We start from the raw sequence: 15,604 nt of genomic DNA, 5'->3' as shown, positions 1-15,604 counted from the left end.
AACTCGCCAGACAGCGTTAGTGGCTAAAACGGTAATCGTCAATTACAGCAGCGGCATGATAGTGCTCTTGTTCCAAATAAGAACGTACGACTCTACCAACACAGTGAAGGGTCACGTCATCTTCGGCGCCAATCACGCTGGCAGGCATTTTGAGGAGAAACTCTACTCGGCTATCGACGCCTAGATCTTCGCGTGACTGAAACAACACACCACTGGCTGAGATATTTTCGGTGATTGCGTCGTAAGCCCCTTTGGCGGTAATTACCTGGATCGGCAGACACAAGGGAAATCGCACCGCACAACGCACTTCCACCGCTCCTGGATTTTCCGGAAGGGATACGAGTTCTATCTCTGGTCCCATTTTGGTGAGCATCCAGCAAGTGACCTCTTCTACTACCATAACTGTCTTTCTCGTTGATCACGAGTTACCTAAGTTTACATGTAGTGGACCAAGGCCACCAAAATTAATTGATTCGGCTATCATTGGGAAAGCAATCTGCATCCACCCATCAGGTTTGTAGAAGCCTGAGAGACACTTTCCGTATAACTGCTGTCTGGTGTTCGAGCCGTACCTCCTGCGGAGAAATTCCCAAAGACTTAGCTGAGTAGGGTTGCTACTGTTTGCGTCGTCAGGATGCACGCGGCGGACAAAAGGCGGCTGATCCTCCGACCCATTGTTGATCCCGGTTATGGTCTACGCCCATCATCTTGCCGCGGCCGAGCCGAATCAACGATAGAACCGGATCCAAGTCTCCCCCATCGGGCCATAGGTAAAGAATTCGGATTTCGGCTTGAGTCATGCCGAAAGGGGTGTCGATGACTGGCTCAAACTGGACCCTCTCCTGGAGTAGGTACCCCCCGCGTTCCGGCTCAGGAATGCTGAGCAGATCTTCGTCCGAAGGGGCGAACTGGATTCCTTTTCCAGCAAAGGAGAAGAGCGGTTTCAAGATCAAGAGATCGCGATCGGCGGGTAGACGATCCCGCTCCCTACCTTCGAGCCATTCATTGAGAAAGACGGCAGGAGGAACCGCGGGATGGTGGAGAAAAGGGAGCGAGAATTTGCTGATATGAAAGTACCAGTTCGGATGGCCCGCCCACTCCACGTCGATTGGCTCGCGATAGTCGAACGGGAGTTGAATGTTCCTTCGAACGAGTTCATCGACGATCGCCCGATTATAAATCCGATGCACGGGCACCAGGCGATGCCCATCGCGGCGGAAAAGTTTCGGCGGCCCTCCAGCCTGCTCGATTTTCACCAGTTCCGAAATATCAACGATGGAAATGCCGAGACGGTCGGCTGTGAGCCGAAAATCAGGCAGCGTCTTTTGGTGGAGCGGATCCACCTCGCTGAGGACGACGTTTTCAGGATCATGGTCGCCAAGAATGACACGAGAAAAAAGCCTCCAGAAGCTGTTTTCCGTGTGGCCGCCCAAGAACGGATCGAGGCCGTCATCGAGTGCATAGGTTTCGCGATAGGCCTCGGCCAGAAGGCATTGATAGGCAAAGATGGAGGGAAATGCCTGGAGTTCGACGAGCCTCGGTTCGAGTTCCCCCTGAGGGGTGCGCACCAGGCCAAAATCCGCAGTCATAAAGTGCGGATGCTCCGACTGCTCCGGCATCCGGTAAGCGTCTGGAATGGCAGCTCGGGAGCGCCAGAGATAATCAGGATCATCCACCAGCCTGCGGGTGAGTTCACTGCCGATCGCAGCGATGTGTTCCATCAATTCCATCGAAAAAAAACAGGGACTTTCGGCCACGCGAAACTCGATTGGCCCACCAGTTGCTCTTTCCAACGAGGCCAAGAGGTTGGAGTAGAGTTCGGGTCGATATTGACGATTGAAATCCTGGCGGAATTTCCGGATCACGAGGTTTTCCGATTACCTCAAGCGGGCGCCCCACGGATATCCCTTATGGAGCAGCGCGAGAAGTTCCATAAAGAGAAAATTCAAAGTACCAGGATAGACCGGTTAGAGGAAATGTGTAATTTTCGTAGATATAAGTCGGAATACAGTATTACAAGATTGGTCTATTTGGCTCTTGTCAGAAGTACTAGAGTCATGCATGTTGATAACACGAGATTACCATTAACGACTGAAGATCCGTGCCACCTTGGCCACGATCCCTGAAAAACGAAGGCGTTGCGGCCTCTCTCGGCTATAGCGATTCCACTTTCCTGCTGCTTGGCTGCCGGCACTGCCCGACGTATGCGCTAGACCGGCGTCGGTTCCCTAAGGCGTCGGTTCCCTAATTAGTCAGGTAACATCGCTGCAACCATCCCTATTTGCCACTAAGTTCAACAATATCACCTGAGGAGATTCCCATGCCGATCAAGACTGTTCGCTCGAGCGTTTTTGCCGTAGTCAGCGCGTTTCTGCTGTTTAACTCTCCTAAGGATGCTTCTGAGACGCACTTTACTCCCCGGCCTATACCCCAGATAGCCGGCCCCGGCCTGCCTGCTCCCAAGGTGCCGACACGCAGCATGGGTGTGATCGAAGTAGCCGGCCCTGGCCTTCCAGCGCCGAAGGTTCCGACGCGTAGCATCGGTGTGGAAGTAGCCGGCCCTGGTTTGCCCGCGCCGAAGGTTCCAACGCGCAGCATGAGTGTGATCGAAATAGCTGGCCCCGGCCTTCCCGCGCCAAAGGTGCCGACGCGTAGCATGGGCGTGATCGAAGTCGCTGGCCCTGGCCTGCCTGCCCCGAAGGTTCCGACGCGCAGCATGGGTGTGGAAGTAGCCGGCCCTGGCCTGCCCGCTCCGAAGGTTCCAACACGCAGCGTCGGTGTGATCGAAGTAGCCGGCCCTGGCCTCCCAGCGCCGAAGGTTCCAACGCGTAGCATCGGTGTGATTGGGGGAACGGGCCTGCCGTTGCTCCGAAGGTTCCGACACGCAGCGTCGGTGTGATCGAAGTAGCCGGCCCTGGCCTCCCAGCGCCGAAGGTTCCAACGCGTAGCATCGGTGTGATTGGGGGAACGGGCCCTGGCCTGCCTGCTCCGAAGGTTCCGACACGCAGCGTCGGTGTGATCGAAGTAGCCGGCCCTGGCCTCCCAGCGCCGAAGGTTCCAACGCGTAGCATCGGTGTGATTGGGGGAACGGGCCTGCCGTTACAAGCGTAATCTTCCAGTAGACGGGTCGGGTTTGGAGCGGCGTTCCAATTAGATAAGCCGTGTATTCTGTTCGCTGGGAGGGGTTACCACGCCACCCCCACAGCTTCGGCTGGAGCAATGAATGGATCTAACCAGCATCGACGTAGCTCTTTTGTTGTTCAGCGATCTCGGCCAACTCGCGCTTTTTCTAATATTGGCCCGTCGACGTTTTGACCGTTCGTTTCCTCTTTTTACAGCGTACATTCTCTATTCATCGTTGTCGGACCTGTTGATCATGCTGTCTTTCCGACATGTCTCCGAGAAAACCTACTTCGTCATTTATTTTGCTAACGCGGTGCCGGAGTTTCTGCTTCAACTCGGAATCTTGCTCGAAGTTGCAACCAACGTCGTCAGTCCAGTAAAAAAGTCGCTGCCGAGATCCGCCCTGATCCTTTTTGGCTTTATTGTCGTTATCGGGGTACTGGGCGCCATCTTACTGACGGCGCATTCAAGCCCGGAGTCGCTGAATCGGTGGGGAAGATATTTTCTACGGATGAATTTCACCTTTGCAATCCTGCGTTTAGTGATCTTCGTCTCCATTATGGGATTTTCACAGATGCTGGGCATCGGATGGAAAAACCATGTGCTTCAAATCGCAACTGGGTTTGCCGGGTATTCTGCAATTATTCTGGTCGTCGAGCTCACCCACCACTTCACGGGTAGGGACGAATACCGCTACCACCTGCTTGAACAGATGAGAATCGTCGGCTGGTGTGTAGCGTTAGGTTACTGGAGTTACGTCCTGGCGAAAAAAGAGGTCGCAAGACGCGAATTTAATCCCAAAATGGCTAGTTTTCTGATATCAATAGCGGAAGTAGCAGGTGAAAATCGCGCTGCAGCTGCTCGCTTATCCAGAAAGTAACCAAAGTTACCATATGTTGCCACTTATCCAGGTATTGATTACCGCTCTCATGCTCGCCTATGCTGGTTATTGGAGAAGTCGTCAATCGAAACGCCGCGCCGAGACATGGGACCAACTCGTGGTTAAGCTTCGGCCGAACGATTGGGGTTTCGAGGATGTTACCAAGCGATATTTGTATAGTGACCAGGTCAGCGCTACTCCCGAAGACATATGGGACCGGATTTCTGGAGCTAAGGGTTTGTGGGCTATGTACAGCAATGCTCCGGTTTTGGTTCAACTAGCGGACTATGCGTCGGAACACGCGGACCGCGGCGCCATACCTGAAGAGGTGCTGGAGAGCATCCGCAGCGATGCCTTTCAAATTCGCATATGTGTCCTAATCGCTCTGGCGCAACACGTTTTCTCGCAATCATCCGTTGCCGCGCGAATCAGCGCTCATCGTGCCACAGTCGCCTATACTGCGATGTTGGCGAGAATGACCTCGACCTTTCAAGAACATTCCGCGCTACTGTTCCCGAAGTTTCTCGACGCAATGTAGGTAACCGGAGAACCGCAAGTCTAAACGCACAGCGAAAAAACGGGACGCCGTTGAAAGCGTCCCATGTGCGGAGCGAGAGTGCTGATTTTCGAATCGTTGTACCGCACTTCTCTGTTATTTAGATTACTGGCGCGCTCCCTGGGTTGTATTAATAAACTCCCCGATCTTCGCAATTTCTTCCCGTTTGAGTACCAGAGCGGCAGCGGCAAGGGTGCCGTCGACCTGATCGGGACGCCGGGCGCCCACAATTGCAGCCGTGATGGCGGGATTCTGTAGCGTCCATGCTACAGCCACAGCACCGGGTTCAACTCCGTATTCCTGTCCGATTTCCTTTAAACGCTCAACCAGTTTCAAATTCTGAGATAACTTAGGCTCGTTGAAGTTGGGGCTGCGTTTACGCCAGTCGTCCTGCGGCATCTGCTGGATCCGCTTGGCAGTCATTTTCCCGCTGAGAAGCCCTGAAGCCATCGGCGAATAGTTGATGACTCCGATGTTTTGCGCCAGGCAATAAGGGAGAATCTCCGCCTCAACACTCCGGTTCAGCAGCGAATATGGGGGCTGAAGCGAGGTTACGGGGGCGATCTTCTGGACGCGCTTGATTTGATCCACGTTGAAGTTTGAGACCCCGAGATAGCGGACCTTGCCCTGCTGCTGCAGTTTGGCCATCGCCTCCCAGCCTTCCTCGATCTCGTCATCGGGATTGGGCCAGTGGATCTGGTACAAATCGATGGTATCGACGCGCAGCCGGCGCAGCGAGGCTTCGATCTCCTCTTGGATCGACCCGGGCTTCAAGCTTCGGTAGATTTGCCGGTCCTCTGTCCATCGCATGGAACATTTCGTGAAGACGTAGGGCTTCTTGACGACGTGCTTGAGGGCTTTGGCGACGATCTCTTCCGAGTGTCCGAGGCCGTAAATTGCCGCGGTATCGATCCAGTTGATGCCGAGATCCAGGGCATGTTCTATGGTCCTGACTGATTCGTTATCGTCTTGCGCACCCCAGGCGAATTCCCAGTTACCTCCGCCGGTTGCCCAGGCGCCGAACCCGATGCGGGTCAGATGGAGATTGGAGTCACCGAGTGGACGAGTCGTCAGATTCGCTTCGCTGAGGGAGCCAGCTTTGCTTGCGTTGGTGGATGCAGTAGACATATCCCGTTCTGATGCGGGCGAGGGAAACCACGATCCTTTTTGCGCGAGGAGCGAGCTTCAGTCTTTGTGGGAATCTCGGAGGGGAAAGCGATCGCCACGTTACCTTCAGACTACGAGCCGCGTCGGGAGTTCAGCAGAAAGAGCAATGCGGATGCTTGCCGGCTGTTCTCAGACAGGCTGATACTTCGAGGTCTTCTTGTGAAGAGAAGGCCAGAGCGGCGCCCGCTTCTCCAGAAAAGCATGGATGCCCTCGCGGAAATCGTCATTTTGCTTCGCGCGGGCATTCCACTGAGCAGCCCGTGCGGTCTCCAGATCAAGGCTGTCGCGGACATGCTCGCCAAGCAATCCTTTGGTCCAGCGCATCGCTTCAGGGCTGTTCTTGAGCAGGCAAAGACCCTGATTAAACGCTTCCCGCAACAGAATCTGGGGATGGACGATGATCCGTGTGACGAGTCCAAGCTGGTGCGCTTCTTTGGCGTCGAAAATTCTGCCGGAGAGCAACAGATCGCGGGCCTGCTTCTCGCCTAACTGACGAAGCAGGAAGGAAGACACAATGGCGGGCACAAATCCGATCCGGACCTCGGTATAGCCAAAGGTCGCATCGGAAGAGGCGTAGGTGAAGTCGCAAACCGTGGCTAACCCTGTGCCCCCGGCGATCGCGGGGCCGTTCACTGCGGCGATGGTCGGTTTGGGAAAGTCGTACAGCAGCCTCATGAGCTTGGCGAACTGTTCAGCGTCGGAAAGATGTTCTTCGATGGTTCGAGATTCCATTTGCCGAAGCTCTTCGAGGTCCAGCCCGGCGCAGAAACACTTCCCCGCTCCGGTGAGAATGAGGGCGCCGCAAGGTCCGTCGGCAGCGTGTTCGAGCGCAATAATGAGTTCGGCGATCATCGTCGCATTCAGCGCATTGCGCCTTTCCGGACGATTCATCTTGATGGTCCTGACGTTGCTGTCGTCGCAGATTTGGATGGTGGTGTACTTGCTCATCGTTCTCTCTCGCCCCCGATAAGGCCGCTGCCTTGTGCCGTTACTGAATTGCTGCTCCGAACTTGTCTGCAATGGCCTGATTGGCGGCGATGATCCCATCGAGGGGCGCAAGCGCCGGAAGTTCGGCGCCCAACCGTTTCAGCTCCGCGATGGCCAACTCAGTGGCCAAGTTGCCGACCAATGCATCTTGTGCAAAAGGACAACCGCCCAGGCCGCCAACGGCCATGTCCATTCGCCTTATGCCCGCACGATACGCCGCTGCTACCTTGAGCGCAACATCATTTGGATGGGCGTGAAGATGCAAGCCAATCTCGATGTCATCGTGGACCGCCAGCACATCGGTTGAGAGATCTTCAATCTGGCGCGGTGTCGCCAGGCCGACCGTATCCGCAAGAGAAATCTGAGTAATCCCCATATCGACAAGCAGATCGCAGGCGGCGATGACTTCTTCGGTGTCATAGGCGTCGCCATAGGGGTTTCCGAAGGCCATCGATACGTAAGCGACAATATCCAGGCCGGCTTTAAAGGCGAGTTGGCCGATTGCCTCCAACACATCGAGGCATTCCTCCGGCGTCTGGTTCTGGTTGCGCTTCAGGAACTCGGGCGAGATGGAATAGGGGAAGCCGAGGGTTTGCACCGCGGCAGTAGCGATGGCTCGCTCTGCGCCCTTTTCGTTGACAACGATGGCGATGATCTCTACGTCCTCGGGCATATCGGGAACCGCCGCATCGAGGTACTTCAAGACCTGTTCGGAGTCGGCCATCTGCGGAACCGCCGCCGCCGATACGAAAGAGACGGCGTCGATGTGCTTCAGTCCGGCGGCGATCAAGAGGCGCAGGTAATCGGCCTTGACTTCGGCGGGAATGGGCCTGGGGAGAGCTTGCCAGGCGTCACGGGGGCATTCGATCAGCTTTAAGGCGGGGGTTCTGTGCTTTCTCATGGAACTTCGATGCTGCCGTTGGAGCGAGTACGCTCAGGAATGCGCCGCGACAAAGATCAATCCTACCGCCATGAGGTGGAGCAGCGTCAACCACAGGATCGCTGCGGCGGCTCCTTTGGAGCGATGGATGAACATCGCAAAGACTCCATAGAGCGGGAACTGCAGGTACATCATGGCTTGTGAGAGCGTATCGCCGAGCGAATCGGAGAGTGCGAGGAAATGCAGCTTGGGGACCAGCATCCACGGGTAGAGCAGGCGCAGGGCATCAGGGCCGGTCAAGGCCATGAGCGTGGCCGCCTTGACGGCAATGGGGGTCACGGCGATGCCAACCAGGAGCGGCCACCATGCGATCCAGCCCGGGGATTGTTTCTTGCGGCTCTTTCGCCTCGCTGAGGGCTTACGTTTGGGGAGGGTCGATGCGGTAGCGGCCATAGTTTGAGCTTACGTCGGTGGAGTGATTGCGGGAATAACCAGTAGGGAACCAAAGTCGGGCATCGCAGATGGAATGGTCTCGTTTGTGATGCTAGAATGTATCACATGAAGAGCGCATCCGTTCGCGACCTCCGCTATGACTTCCCAAAGATTGAACGGCTCCTGAGCCAAGGCGAAGAGATTCATATCACCAAGCGCCGTAAGGTGATCGCGCGGCTCGTGCCGGAGAAGCCGCATGCTCGGCCGGAATTGCCCGACTTCTTGGCCAGGTTGCACTCGATCTACGGCGATAGGGTCCAAGAAGTGAGCGGGGCGGAGTTGATTCGTGAGGACCGTGATCGCTATTGAAGATTTATCTGGACGCAAGCTTCATGGTTTCGCTCTATAGTCTCGACGTTCATTCCGTCGCTGCCGGAGAGGCCCTGCGATTGGCTTCAATATCGGACACTCTTCTCACCAGCACTTTCGGCGAACTGGAAGTCGTGAACGCACTTCGATTGCGGCTTTTTCGCAAGCAGGCTTCCGCTGCCCAGATTCACCTGGCCTTGAAGGCGTTTGATAAGGACCTGAAGGCGGGCGTCTTCGACGTGGTCGCTTTGCCGCTAGACGCCTTTGGACGCGCACGCAAACTGGCGCTGGAGACGACGGCGCGGCTTGGTACGCGAACCGGCGATCTGCTGCATGTTTCCACCGCGTTGGAACTCAGGGTAGACCGATTCTACAGCTTTGATACGCAGCAAAGAACGCTGGCGCAATCCCTTAACCTGATGCTGAATGATTGAACTTGAGCCAGCGCCCTTGTTCCATCGGATGATTCCGGGCTTTTGCGATGAGCCTAAGCCATGCTGTTGGGTATATAGGCTGGGTATAGAGGCGGCTAAGCCAAGATCATGCGCTCTCAGGTCTGAATCACACCCGGATTGAACTTGGCCACATCAGGATTTAGCGCCACCGCCTCTAGCGCCAGCAGCAGCGCAGTCCGGGTTTCGACTGGTTCGATGATGGCATCGACCCACAGGCGGGCAGCGGCGTAGCGGCAGTCTGTCTGGGCTTCGTAGGTGGCCTTGATCGACTCCAGGAGCTCTTGTTTCTCGGGATCGCTAAGTTTTTTGCCGTCGCGTTCGAGTTGCCGTATCTTGATCTCGACCAGAGTGTTGGCGGCGGAGGCCCCGCTCATGACCGCGTATTTGGCTGTCGGCCAGGCAAAGATGAAGCGTGGATCGTAAGCCTTGCCGCACATCGCGTAGTGGCCGGCGCCGTACGATCCGCCAACAATGATGGTGATCTTGGGAACGGTTGAGTTCGCGACCGCGGAGACCATCTTGGCTCCGGCGCGAATGATGCCGCTCCACTCGGCATCGCGGCCGACCATGAAGCCGTTCACATCGTGGAGAAAGATCAGCGGGATCAGGTTCTGATTGCAATCCATGATGAAGCGAGCCGCCTTCTCGGCACTCTCGGCATAGATGACGCCGCCAAATTCGGTGCGTTTCTCACCGTTAGGTGCGGTATGCGGCTGGTGTTCCTTCTGGTTAGCGACGATGCCGATCGAATGGCCCCCGATCCGCCCGTATCCGCACAGGACAGTGCGGCCGTAGTCGGGGCGATATTCATCGAACTCGCTGCGGTCGACGATGCGCGCGATGATTTCGTGCATGTCGTAGGCATTCGTCGCTGCCTCTGGATTCATCAGCGAATCAAGATCCTGGGCAGGAAAGAGCGGCGCGTCGCGCTGCTCCACGAAGTCGGCCCGGTCGAATGGGGCGGAAGGCGGATGGCCGAGCCGGCTGATCAGAGAACGCAGCCGCGCCAGGCAGAGATGGTCGTTGGGCTCCTTGAAGTCGACAGTGCCGGAGATTTCGGCGTGCATGGCCGCCCCGCCGAGCTCCTCGGCTGTATATTTTTGGCCGATTGCGGCCTGCACCAGCGCCGGGCCGGCGAGAAAAAGTCCGCTGCCTTCAGTCATCAGAACGGTGTCAGTCATCACCGGCAGATACGCGCCGCCGGCGACGCACATGCCCATGATCGCGGTGACCTGAGGGACGCCCATTGCCGACATCACCGCGTTGTTGCGGAAGATGCGCCCAAAGTCATCCTGATCGGGGAAGACGTCTTCCTGGAGCGGCAGGAAGACACCCGCCGAGTCGACCAGGTAAATCGTAGGGATGCGATTCTCCATCGCTATCGTCTGCGCGCGGATGACCTTCTTCGCGGTCATCGGGAAGAAGGCTCCTGCCTTCACCGTGGCATCGTTGGCGATGACCATGACCAAGCGTCCCGCGACGCGGCCTAGGCCGGTCAGCGTCCCGGCTGCGGGCGCTCCTCCCCATTCTTCATACATACCGTAAGCTGCGAACAGCGCGAGTTCGAAGAAAGTCGTGCCTGGGTCGAGCAGCAGTTCCACCCGTTCGCGCGCGGTGAGGCGGCCTTTGGCATGCTGCGCCTCCACGGCCTTCTGGCCGCCGCCTTGCTGAATGAGCTTGGCTTCCTCAGCCATCGAGGAGCAGAGCGCCGCCATCGAGGCGGCATTCTTTCGCGAACGCGGGCTCGCGATGTCTAAGCGGGAAGCAAGGACATTTTTCAGCAGCTTGGGCGGCAATGGCGTTGTATGAGGTTCTTCTGGGCTGGAACTCGCTGCTTTTGGATCGAGGCTCATAGGAACATGGAGAATAGCATTTCGATCATGCCGTTCGCTTGCGAGCCGCACTTACTCTGCACCCGCAGCCCGGCGTTTATGAATGCCTTATGTTGTCAGGGGCCCGCCGGTGTGATAATGGAATGGTCATCCGAGGTGGGACTGATGTCCTCTGGAAGGCTTTCGCAGTTCTTGCACAATCCGTTTGTGAATCCCTGGGCGCATCAGGGCAGCGAGCGCGACTCCTGGCCGGAGACGAAGGCAACGGTTGCCGATTGCCTGAATCTGTCCGGAATGTGGGACGAGGATCGTCCTCATGCTGATCTTTACTCGGTCCGCTTCACCTACTGGGTGTATGACCGCATGCACACTGGTTGCTTCAAGACGCGAACCAGGTACTCTCCTGGAGAGACGCTGATGGTGCGCCACGACCCGGTACGTCCCGAACGGAATAGCGCTGACCCTGAAGAGAAGTTGCGGACTGAGCTGCTGATTGTGGCAGCAGTGAGCCTGATTGCGCTCTACTTCGCTCTTGTCGTGCACTTTTGAGGTGCCAACGGTACGAGCGGTTGAGTGTGCCTGGACAGCTCACAGGCTAGCTAGGTTGCACTCCTGCTAGCCCCAACTCATCAGCATTTTTCTGCATCGCTTCCAGGCAGAAGGCGATGTGCTGGTCGAGATCGACGCCCAGCTCCGCTGCTCCGTTAAGAATGTCTTCGCGATGCACCCCGCGCGCGAAAGCTTTGTCCTTCATCTTTTTGCGGACTCCAGCCACATCCACATCGAAAATTGATTTTGTGGGTTTGACCAGGGAGCAGGCGGTAAGGAAGCCTGCGAGTTCATCGCACGCGAAGAGAGACTTTTCGAGATGAGAGTTGCGTGGGACGCCCGAGTAGCTGGCATGGGAAAGAATGGCGGTGCGAATCTCTTCAGGCCAGCCGAGTTCAGCGAGGATCTTGTTTCCGGCAAAGGGATGATCGTCGAGGGAAGGGAAGCGTTCGTAATCGAAATCGTGAAGCACTCCGGTGATGGCGTATTTCTCGATGAGCGAATCACGTTCGCTGCCAACCAGGCTGCGCGCATCAGCCTCGCGAACGCCATAGGCGCGCACACAGGTTTCGACAGAGAGCGCGTGTTTCCGGAGGCTCGGTGAGTCAGTGTAGTCGAGGACCAACTGCCAGGCTGCCTCGCGGGTGAAGGGTGACTCAAATTTTCCGTCCATCTCTTTCGGTTCCGCCTTTTCCGGGCATTTGCCCTTTTCTTTAGGGAGTCTTAGGTTATTTTACGGAAGACTCATACTTTCCACTTGACAACTCAGATACTCCACCCGCACTCTAAGGAAGTTAAGTGAGGACTCGCATACAATGCGATGCCGCACTTACGGGCGCCCGCTCTGGCCTCCGTACACAATCTATGGCAACAATCGTCGCCAACCCCGTAGCCACCACTGAGGCACGCGCGGTCCTTCGTTGCGAGCACTGCAGCCTGGTGCAGTTCATGACCGCAAACGCGCTGTGCAGGCGCTGCCACAAACCTCTAGAAGTCGATGAACCTGAAGCGCTGGTACCCGCGCTGGTCTCTTCCGCCGGGCGGTCCTCGGACGACGGCGGCTTGCAAGTGGCTCGTGCCGTCCGCGACCTGCGGCATGAGCGCAATCTAAGCCAGCGTCAACTGGCCGGACGGATGCAGGTGCCGCGCACCTATATCTCGAAGATCGAGAACGGCAAGGCGACCCCGACTCTTTCCTCGCTGGAACGGCTGGCGCATGCGCTCGAGGTGGACATCTGCCATCTCGTCCACGACGCGCGCAGCCGCCGGCACGATGAGACGGCCACGATTCTTGCCGATCCTTTTCTGGCCGAAATAGCGCCCTACGTTGCGCATCTGGACGGGCTCCAGCGCTCTATTTTTCTCAACCAGGTGAGGGACATGGCAATGGGCCGGCGAAAGTCGGCCTAACGCTGTCCGAGACAGCGGTTCGACGGTATGGTTTGCGGCTGATGTAGCCATGTGCTACGTTCGTCCTTACGAGCGAGTGTTTTGCCATTATCGTCGCCAAGCCGTGTCCATGAGCTGCCTGCCGACGAGCAGGCTGTTTACCGCCGTCTGAACGCAGATCGTTTGCCCCGCCATGTCGCCATCATCATGGACGGCAACGGACGATGGGCTGGCAAACGGATGCTGAAGCGTTTTCTGGGACACCAGCAGGGCGCGGAAGCCGTGCAGTTTGTCGTCGAGACTGCATCTCGAATTGACCTTCCCTACCTGACCCTCTACGCGTTTTCACTGGAAAATAACCTGCGCCGCCCTAAGGCTGAAGTCAGCTTCCTCATGCGCCTGTTGCGCGCGTATCTGGGCAATAATGTGCAGCGCATGAACGACAATAACGTCCGCATCCGTTATATCGGCCGCACCCAGGAACTGCCGTCCGAAGTGCAGGAGAAGATGCACTGGGCGGAAGAAGCCACTGCAAGAAACACCGGCACAGTGCTGACGCTGGCGCTGAATTACGGTGCCCGCTCGGAGTTGGTAGATGCGGTGCGTTCGATCTGCGCCGAGGTGCGCGAGGGCAAGCTGAAGATTGGGGAGATCGGCGAAGAAGAGATCCAGCGCCGTCTTTACACGGCCGACATGCCTGACCCTGATCTGGTGGTTCGGACTTCCGGAGAGATGCGCGTTTCAAACTTTCTGTTGTGGCAGATTGCGTACTCAGAGATATTTGTAACCGATCGGCTCTGGCCAGATTTCCGCGGTATTCACCTGTTAGAGGCAATCGAAGACTACCAGCGCCGCGAACGCCGCTATGGCGGCCTGGGGGACGGCACCGAGTCTGACGATATTTCAAGCCTGCCGGCGAACACGGTCCTGGTTCCCCGCTAGCAGATCCAGAACCCCAACGTCGCCTCAAGTAAACATGCTGACAATAGCTTCATTCGCGCCTTCTTGCAGGCTCATTGTTGCGATGCGAACGGTTCCGGACCGGGCACTCAAGCCGCAATATGAATGCCCGGGGACATCGTTTATCGGGAAGCGGAGGATTCACTTCCTGGGATGAGGATCATCTTTGCGGCATCCACCTTGACACCGGAAGCCGAGACCTTCAGTTTCAGCGGCTGGAGCTCGGTCTTGTTTTTTGGCCGGGCAAGCAGCCCAAGTTCATATTGGTTTTCCAAACGGGTGTGCAGGTCGTCGAGAAACGGGTCGAAAGAGACCGGATTACCGAAACCCTGCCAGTAGGCGTGCCCTCCGGTGCCGTCCGACACCTGAAGGAGGTAATTTTGCGCACCGGATTCGGTCCACTCCCCGCCGTCGAAACGGCCCGTGTCGCGATAGAAGATGGAGTGGACGATGACCCCTGCCCGCTGAGCATCGGTGACCGCCGATTGCACGTAAGGGTCGTTGGGATCGTAGCGGCGCCCATAGTAGAGATCGACGCCGTCGGTGATCATCAGGACTTCACGACGGTCAGGAGTGCTGCCGGATGGCCAGTTCTTCACCAGGTCGGAGAGGCAGAAGTACGGGCTACCGGTCTCGCCGGGAACGCCGGAGGTCAGCCGCAGGGAGTTGGCAGCTAGGGCACGGTCCGGGGTAATGTTCTGCGCCATCGCGGCACGGCCGTTCTGCATGTAGGCGACGCCTACTTGAGCGCCTTCAGGGAGCTTCTGGATAAAGCTTTTCAGACTGCTGAATTGAAGACTCAACGAGCTGCGGGCCGAGCTGTCGATCAGTATCACGATCTGGAGTCCAGAGCGTTCGCCGCGGAGCGGCACGAAATCGCTCACCTGCGCCGGCTTGTCCCCTACGGTAGCCTTGAGCTGTTGGGCGGTCAGTGAGGCCGGCTGCTTTCCGTTCTTCGGCATGACAGTCACGACCGTCTGGGCCTGGACACCCGACTGCGCGTGAAGAAGTGGGGCCGCGATCAGGCAGGCAGCCATCAACAAGTTGGAAATTCGGTTCTGAAGACTCATATTTTTCCTTTTCTAATAAACCCGGCTACTTATTAGACGCCACAAGACGCCGATACGGAGAGGGCGTTAGTTTAAGCCGGCGCTTCGGAGTCGATTTGAGCCGTGTATTCTCCTTAAAGCGATGAAAAGAATACTCACGGCAGTGGTGCTTATCCCCATAGTCCTGCTGCTGGTTCTAAGGGCGCCTTTCTGGTTGATTACGGTGGTGTCCGCGGGGGTGGCGTGCCTGACCGCATGGGAGTATCTCGGAATCGCTGATACCAGCGATGCCCGGCCGCCCCGGGTCCTTACCCTGTTATCGATCGCGACATTGTTTTTTTGCGCCTTTCGGAACGCCGACCTGATTGGCCCGGCGATCGGCGGACTGGCCCTCATTCTTTTTATTTTTTGCGCCTTCCGATCGCCGCTCGATCGGGTACTACGGGACACGGCGACCGCCGTCTTCGGCTTGATCTATATCGGATTTACGCTGACCACGATCCCCCTGCTCAGCGCCCAGGAAAACGGTCCGTCGCTGTTGCTGCTCTTGCTGCTGGTGGTCTGGTCGGGAGACATTGCGGCGCTCTATGTCGGCAAGAGCCTGGGGCGCAGGAAGCTTGCGCCGCGACTTAGCCCCAACAAGACGTGGGAGGGCGCGATCGCTTCAGTGGCCGGCGGCCTGCTGGTGACCGCGGGTCTGGTGGCCTTCGCAGCTTTTCTGGCGAGACGCGGGATCGAGCTGGTGGCCTATCCGGGCTCGCTGCTGCATTGGCTGTTGCTGGCGCTGATTCTCAATGTGGCCGCGCAAGTTGGCGACCTTGCCGAGTCCGCTATCAAGCGCGGTGCCGGGGTGAAGGATTCCGGAACGCTGCTGCCCGGACACGGCGGCATTCTCGACCGAATCGATGCGCTGCTGCTGGCCGCCCCGGCGCTGTGGTACGCTCAGCTAGTCCAGCAGTGGTTTTAGACTTGGCTC

18 protein-coding genes are annotated in these 15,604 nt (G+C 57.3%); 9 read left to right on the top strand and 9 right to left on the bottom strand.

All coding sequences use genetic code 11. From position 1 onward, the window contains the following. Positions 1-16 precede the first annotated feature (16 nt). The gene (locus ACPOL_RS02075) at positions 17-400 is read right to left on the bottom strand and encodes a PilZ domain-containing protein (RefSeq protein WP_236657176.1); all 384 of its coding nucleotides are present in this window, start codon (positions 398-400) and stop codon (positions 17-19) included. 229 nt (positions 401-629) lie between these two features. Then, a complete protein-coding gene (locus ACPOL_RS02070) occupies positions 630-1,865 on the bottom strand; it encodes a hypothetical protein (RefSeq protein ID WP_114205587.1) in 1,236 nt (411 codons plus the stop codon). A 455-nt stretch (positions 1,866-2,320) separates the two neighbouring features. On the opposite strand from ACPOL_RS02070, the gene ACPOL_RS02065 reads away from it, so the two are divergent. The 3 genes from ACPOL_RS02065 (at position 2,321) to ACPOL_RS02055 (ending at position 4,541) form a co-directional block, all read left to right on the top strand. Further along, complete coding sequence (locus ACPOL_RS02065) at positions 2,321-2,899, top strand: hypothetical protein (RefSeq protein WP_114205586.1); 579 nt, start codon at positions 2,321-2,323, stop codon at positions 2,897-2,899. Positions 2,900-3,223: 324 nt separating this feature from the next. After that, positions 3,224-4,003, top strand: a complete 780-nt coding sequence (locus ACPOL_RS02060; protein ID WP_114205585.1) for a hypothetical protein — start codon at positions 3,224-3,226, stop codon at positions 4,001-4,003. Then, positions 3,963-4,541 carry a hypothetical protein gene (locus tag ACPOL_RS02055; protein ID WP_236657175.1) on the top strand — a complete coding sequence of 193 codons (579 nt, stop codon included), beginning with the start codon at positions 3,963-3,965 and terminating at the stop codon, positions 4,539-4,541. The genes ACPOL_RS02060 and ACPOL_RS02055 overlap by 41 nt, the downstream gene beginning before the upstream one ends. A gap of 123 nt (positions 4,542-4,664) precedes the next feature. On the opposite strand, the gene ACPOL_RS02050 is transcribed toward ACPOL_RS02055, so the two are convergent. From ACPOL_RS02050 to ACPOL_RS02035, 4 genes are all read right to left on the bottom strand, one after another. After that, a complete protein-coding gene (locus ACPOL_RS02050) occupies positions 4,665-5,687 on the bottom strand; it encodes an aldo/keto reductase (RefSeq protein ID WP_114205583.1) in 1,023 nt (340 codons plus the stop codon). A gap of 168 nt (positions 5,688-5,855) precedes the next feature. After that, entirely contained in the window at positions 5,856-6,674 is an 819-nt protein-coding gene (locus ACPOL_RS02045) for an enoyl-CoA hydratase/isomerase family protein (RefSeq protein ID WP_114205582.1), read from the bottom strand. A gap of 40 nt (positions 6,675-6,714) precedes the next feature. Next, positions 6,715-7,614 (bottom strand): beta/alpha barrel domain-containing protein, encoded by a 900-nt coding sequence (locus ACPOL_RS02040; protein WP_114205581.1) that lies wholly within the window; start codon positions 7,612-7,614, stop codon positions 6,715-6,717. A gap of 33 nt (positions 7,615-7,647) precedes the next feature. Continuing rightward, on the bottom strand, positions 7,648-8,046 hold the full coding sequence (locus ACPOL_RS02035; protein ID WP_114205580.1) for a hypothetical protein: 399 nt from the start codon (positions 8,044-8,046) through the stop codon (positions 7,648-7,650). 105 nt (positions 8,047-8,151) lie between these two features. On the opposite strand from ACPOL_RS02035, the gene ACPOL_RS02030 reads away from it, so the two are divergent. Together ACPOL_RS02030 and ACPOL_RS02025 are read left to right on the top strand one after the other, a co-directional pair. After that, positions 8,152-8,394, top strand: a complete 243-nt coding sequence (locus tag ACPOL_RS02030) for a type II toxin-antitoxin system Phd/YefM family antitoxin (protein ID WP_150132872.1) — start codon at positions 8,152-8,154, stop codon at positions 8,392-8,394. After that, positions 8,391-8,828, top strand: coding sequence for a type II toxin-antitoxin system VapC family toxin (locus tag ACPOL_RS02025; RefSeq protein ID WP_114205578.1), 438 nt, complete (start codon positions 8,391-8,393; stop codon positions 8,826-8,828). Before ACPOL_RS02030 ends, ACPOL_RS02025 begins: the two co-directional genes overlap by 4 nt. A 116-nt stretch (positions 8,829-8,944) precedes the next feature. Here the strand turns inward: ACPOL_RS02025 and ACPOL_RS02020 are convergent, their stop codons facing one another. Beyond that, positions 8,945-10,702 (bottom strand): acyl-CoA carboxylase subunit beta, encoded by a 1,758-nt coding sequence (locus ACPOL_RS02020; RefSeq protein ID WP_114205577.1) that lies wholly within the window; start codon positions 10,700-10,702, stop codon positions 8,945-8,947. Between the two features lie 144 nt (positions 10,703-10,846). Here ACPOL_RS02020 and ACPOL_RS02015 point away from each other — a divergent pair, with 144 nt between their 5' ends. Continuing rightward, positions 10,847-11,230, top strand: a complete 384-nt coding sequence (locus ACPOL_RS02015; RefSeq protein WP_150132871.1) for a DUF3592 domain-containing protein — start codon at positions 10,847-10,849, stop codon at positions 11,228-11,230. A gap of 46 nt (positions 11,231-11,276) precedes the next feature. Here ACPOL_RS02015 and ACPOL_RS02010 read toward each other — a convergent pair whose 3' ends face one another. Next, positions 11,277-11,903 (bottom strand): HAD family hydrolase, encoded by a 627-nt coding sequence (locus tag ACPOL_RS02010; RefSeq protein WP_114205575.1) that lies wholly within the window; start codon positions 11,901-11,903, stop codon positions 11,277-11,279. Positions 11,904-12,178: 275 nt separating this feature from the next. Between ACPOL_RS02010 and ACPOL_RS02005 the strand changes: the two genes are divergently transcribed. Both ACPOL_RS02005 and ACPOL_RS02000 read left to right on the top strand, forming a co-directional pair. Beyond that, complete coding sequence (locus ACPOL_RS02005; protein ID WP_236657174.1) at positions 12,179-12,640, top strand: helix-turn-helix domain-containing protein; 462 nt, start codon at positions 12,179-12,181, stop codon at positions 12,638-12,640. An 81-nt stretch (positions 12,641-12,721) separates the two neighbouring features. Continuing rightward, positions 12,722-13,561 carry an isoprenyl transferase gene (locus tag ACPOL_RS02000; RefSeq protein ID WP_114205573.1) on the top strand — a complete coding sequence of 280 codons (840 nt, stop codon included), beginning with the start codon at positions 12,722-12,724 and terminating at the stop codon, positions 13,559-13,561. Between the two features lie 140 nt (positions 13,562-13,701). Here the strand turns inward: ACPOL_RS02000 and ACPOL_RS01995 are convergent, their stop codons facing one another. Further along, entirely contained in the window at positions 13,702-14,649 is a 948-nt protein-coding gene (locus tag ACPOL_RS01995; RefSeq protein ID WP_114205572.1) for a vWA domain-containing protein, read from the bottom strand. A gap of 121 nt (positions 14,650-14,770) precedes the next feature. Between ACPOL_RS01995 and ACPOL_RS01990 the strand changes: the two genes are divergently transcribed. Next, entirely contained in the window at positions 14,771-15,595 is an 825-nt protein-coding gene (locus tag ACPOL_RS01990; protein WP_114205571.1) for a phosphatidate cytidylyltransferase, read from the top strand. Positions 15,596-15,604: the final 9 nt, after the last annotated feature.

This window comes from Acidisarcina polymorpha, assembly GCF_003330725.1.
In the GTDB taxonomy this organism is placed as follows: domain Bacteria; phylum Acidobacteriota; class Terriglobia; order Terriglobales; family Acidobacteriaceae; genus Acidisarcina; species Acidisarcina polymorpha.
The sequence above is the reverse complement of the archived record's forward strand: the minus strand, read 5'-3'. Positions and strand labels throughout refer to the sequence as shown.

Bases quoted from the DNA above. Each gene is read 5' to 3' on its own strand.
- ACPOL_RS02045 (WP_114205582.1), bottom strand. From the start codon at position 6,674: ATGAGCAAGTACACCACCATCCAAATCTGCGACGACAGCAACGTCAGG.
- ACPOL_RS02030 (WP_150132872.1), top strand. From the start codon at position 8,152: ATGAAGAGCGCATCCGTTCGCGACCTCCGCTATGACTTCCCAAAGATT.
- ACPOL_RS01995 (WP_114205572.1), bottom strand. From the start codon at position 14,649: ATGAGTCTTCAGAACCGAATTTCCAACTTGTTGATGGCTGCCTGCCTG.
- ACPOL_RS02040 (WP_114205581.1), bottom strand. From the start codon at position 7,614: ATGAGAAAGCACAGAACCCCCGCCTTAAAGCTGATCGAATGCCCCCGT.
- ACPOL_RS02060 (WP_114205585.1), top strand. From the start codon at position 3,224: ATGGATCTAACCAGCATCGACGTAGCTCTTTTGTTGTTCAGCGATCTC.
- ACPOL_RS02075 (WP_236657176.1), bottom strand. From the start codon at position 400: ATGGTAGTAGAAGAGGTCACTTGCTGGATGCTCACCAAAATGGGACCA.
- ACPOL_RS02065 (WP_114205586.1), top strand. From the start codon at position 2,321: ATGCCGATCAAGACTGTTCGCTCGAGCGTTTTTGCCGTAGTCAGCGCG.
- ACPOL_RS02010 (WP_114205575.1), bottom strand. From the start codon at position 11,903: ATGGACGGAAAATTTGAGTCACCCTTCACCCGCGAGGCAGCCTGGCAG.
- ACPOL_RS02035 (WP_114205580.1), bottom strand. From the start codon at position 8,046: ATGGCCGCTACCGCATCGACCCTCCCCAAACGTAAGCCCTCAGCGAGG.
- ACPOL_RS02005 (WP_236657174.1), top strand. From the start codon at position 12,179: ATGACCGCAAACGCGCTGTGCAGGCGCTGCCACAAACCTCTAGAAGTC.
- ACPOL_RS02050 (WP_114205583.1), bottom strand. From the start codon at position 5,687: ATGTCTACTGCATCCACCAACGCAAGCAAAGCTGGCTCCCTCAGCGAA.
- ACPOL_RS02015 (WP_150132871.1), top strand. From the start codon at position 10,847: ATGTCCTCTGGAAGGCTTTCGCAGTTCTTGCACAATCCGTTTGTGAAT.
- ACPOL_RS02020 (WP_114205577.1), bottom strand. From the start codon at position 10,702: ATGAGCCTCGATCCAAAAGCAGCGAGTTCCAGCCCAGAAGAACCTCAT.
- ACPOL_RS01990 (WP_114205571.1), top strand. From the start codon at position 14,771: ATGAAAAGAATACTCACGGCAGTGGTGCTTATCCCCATAGTCCTGCTG.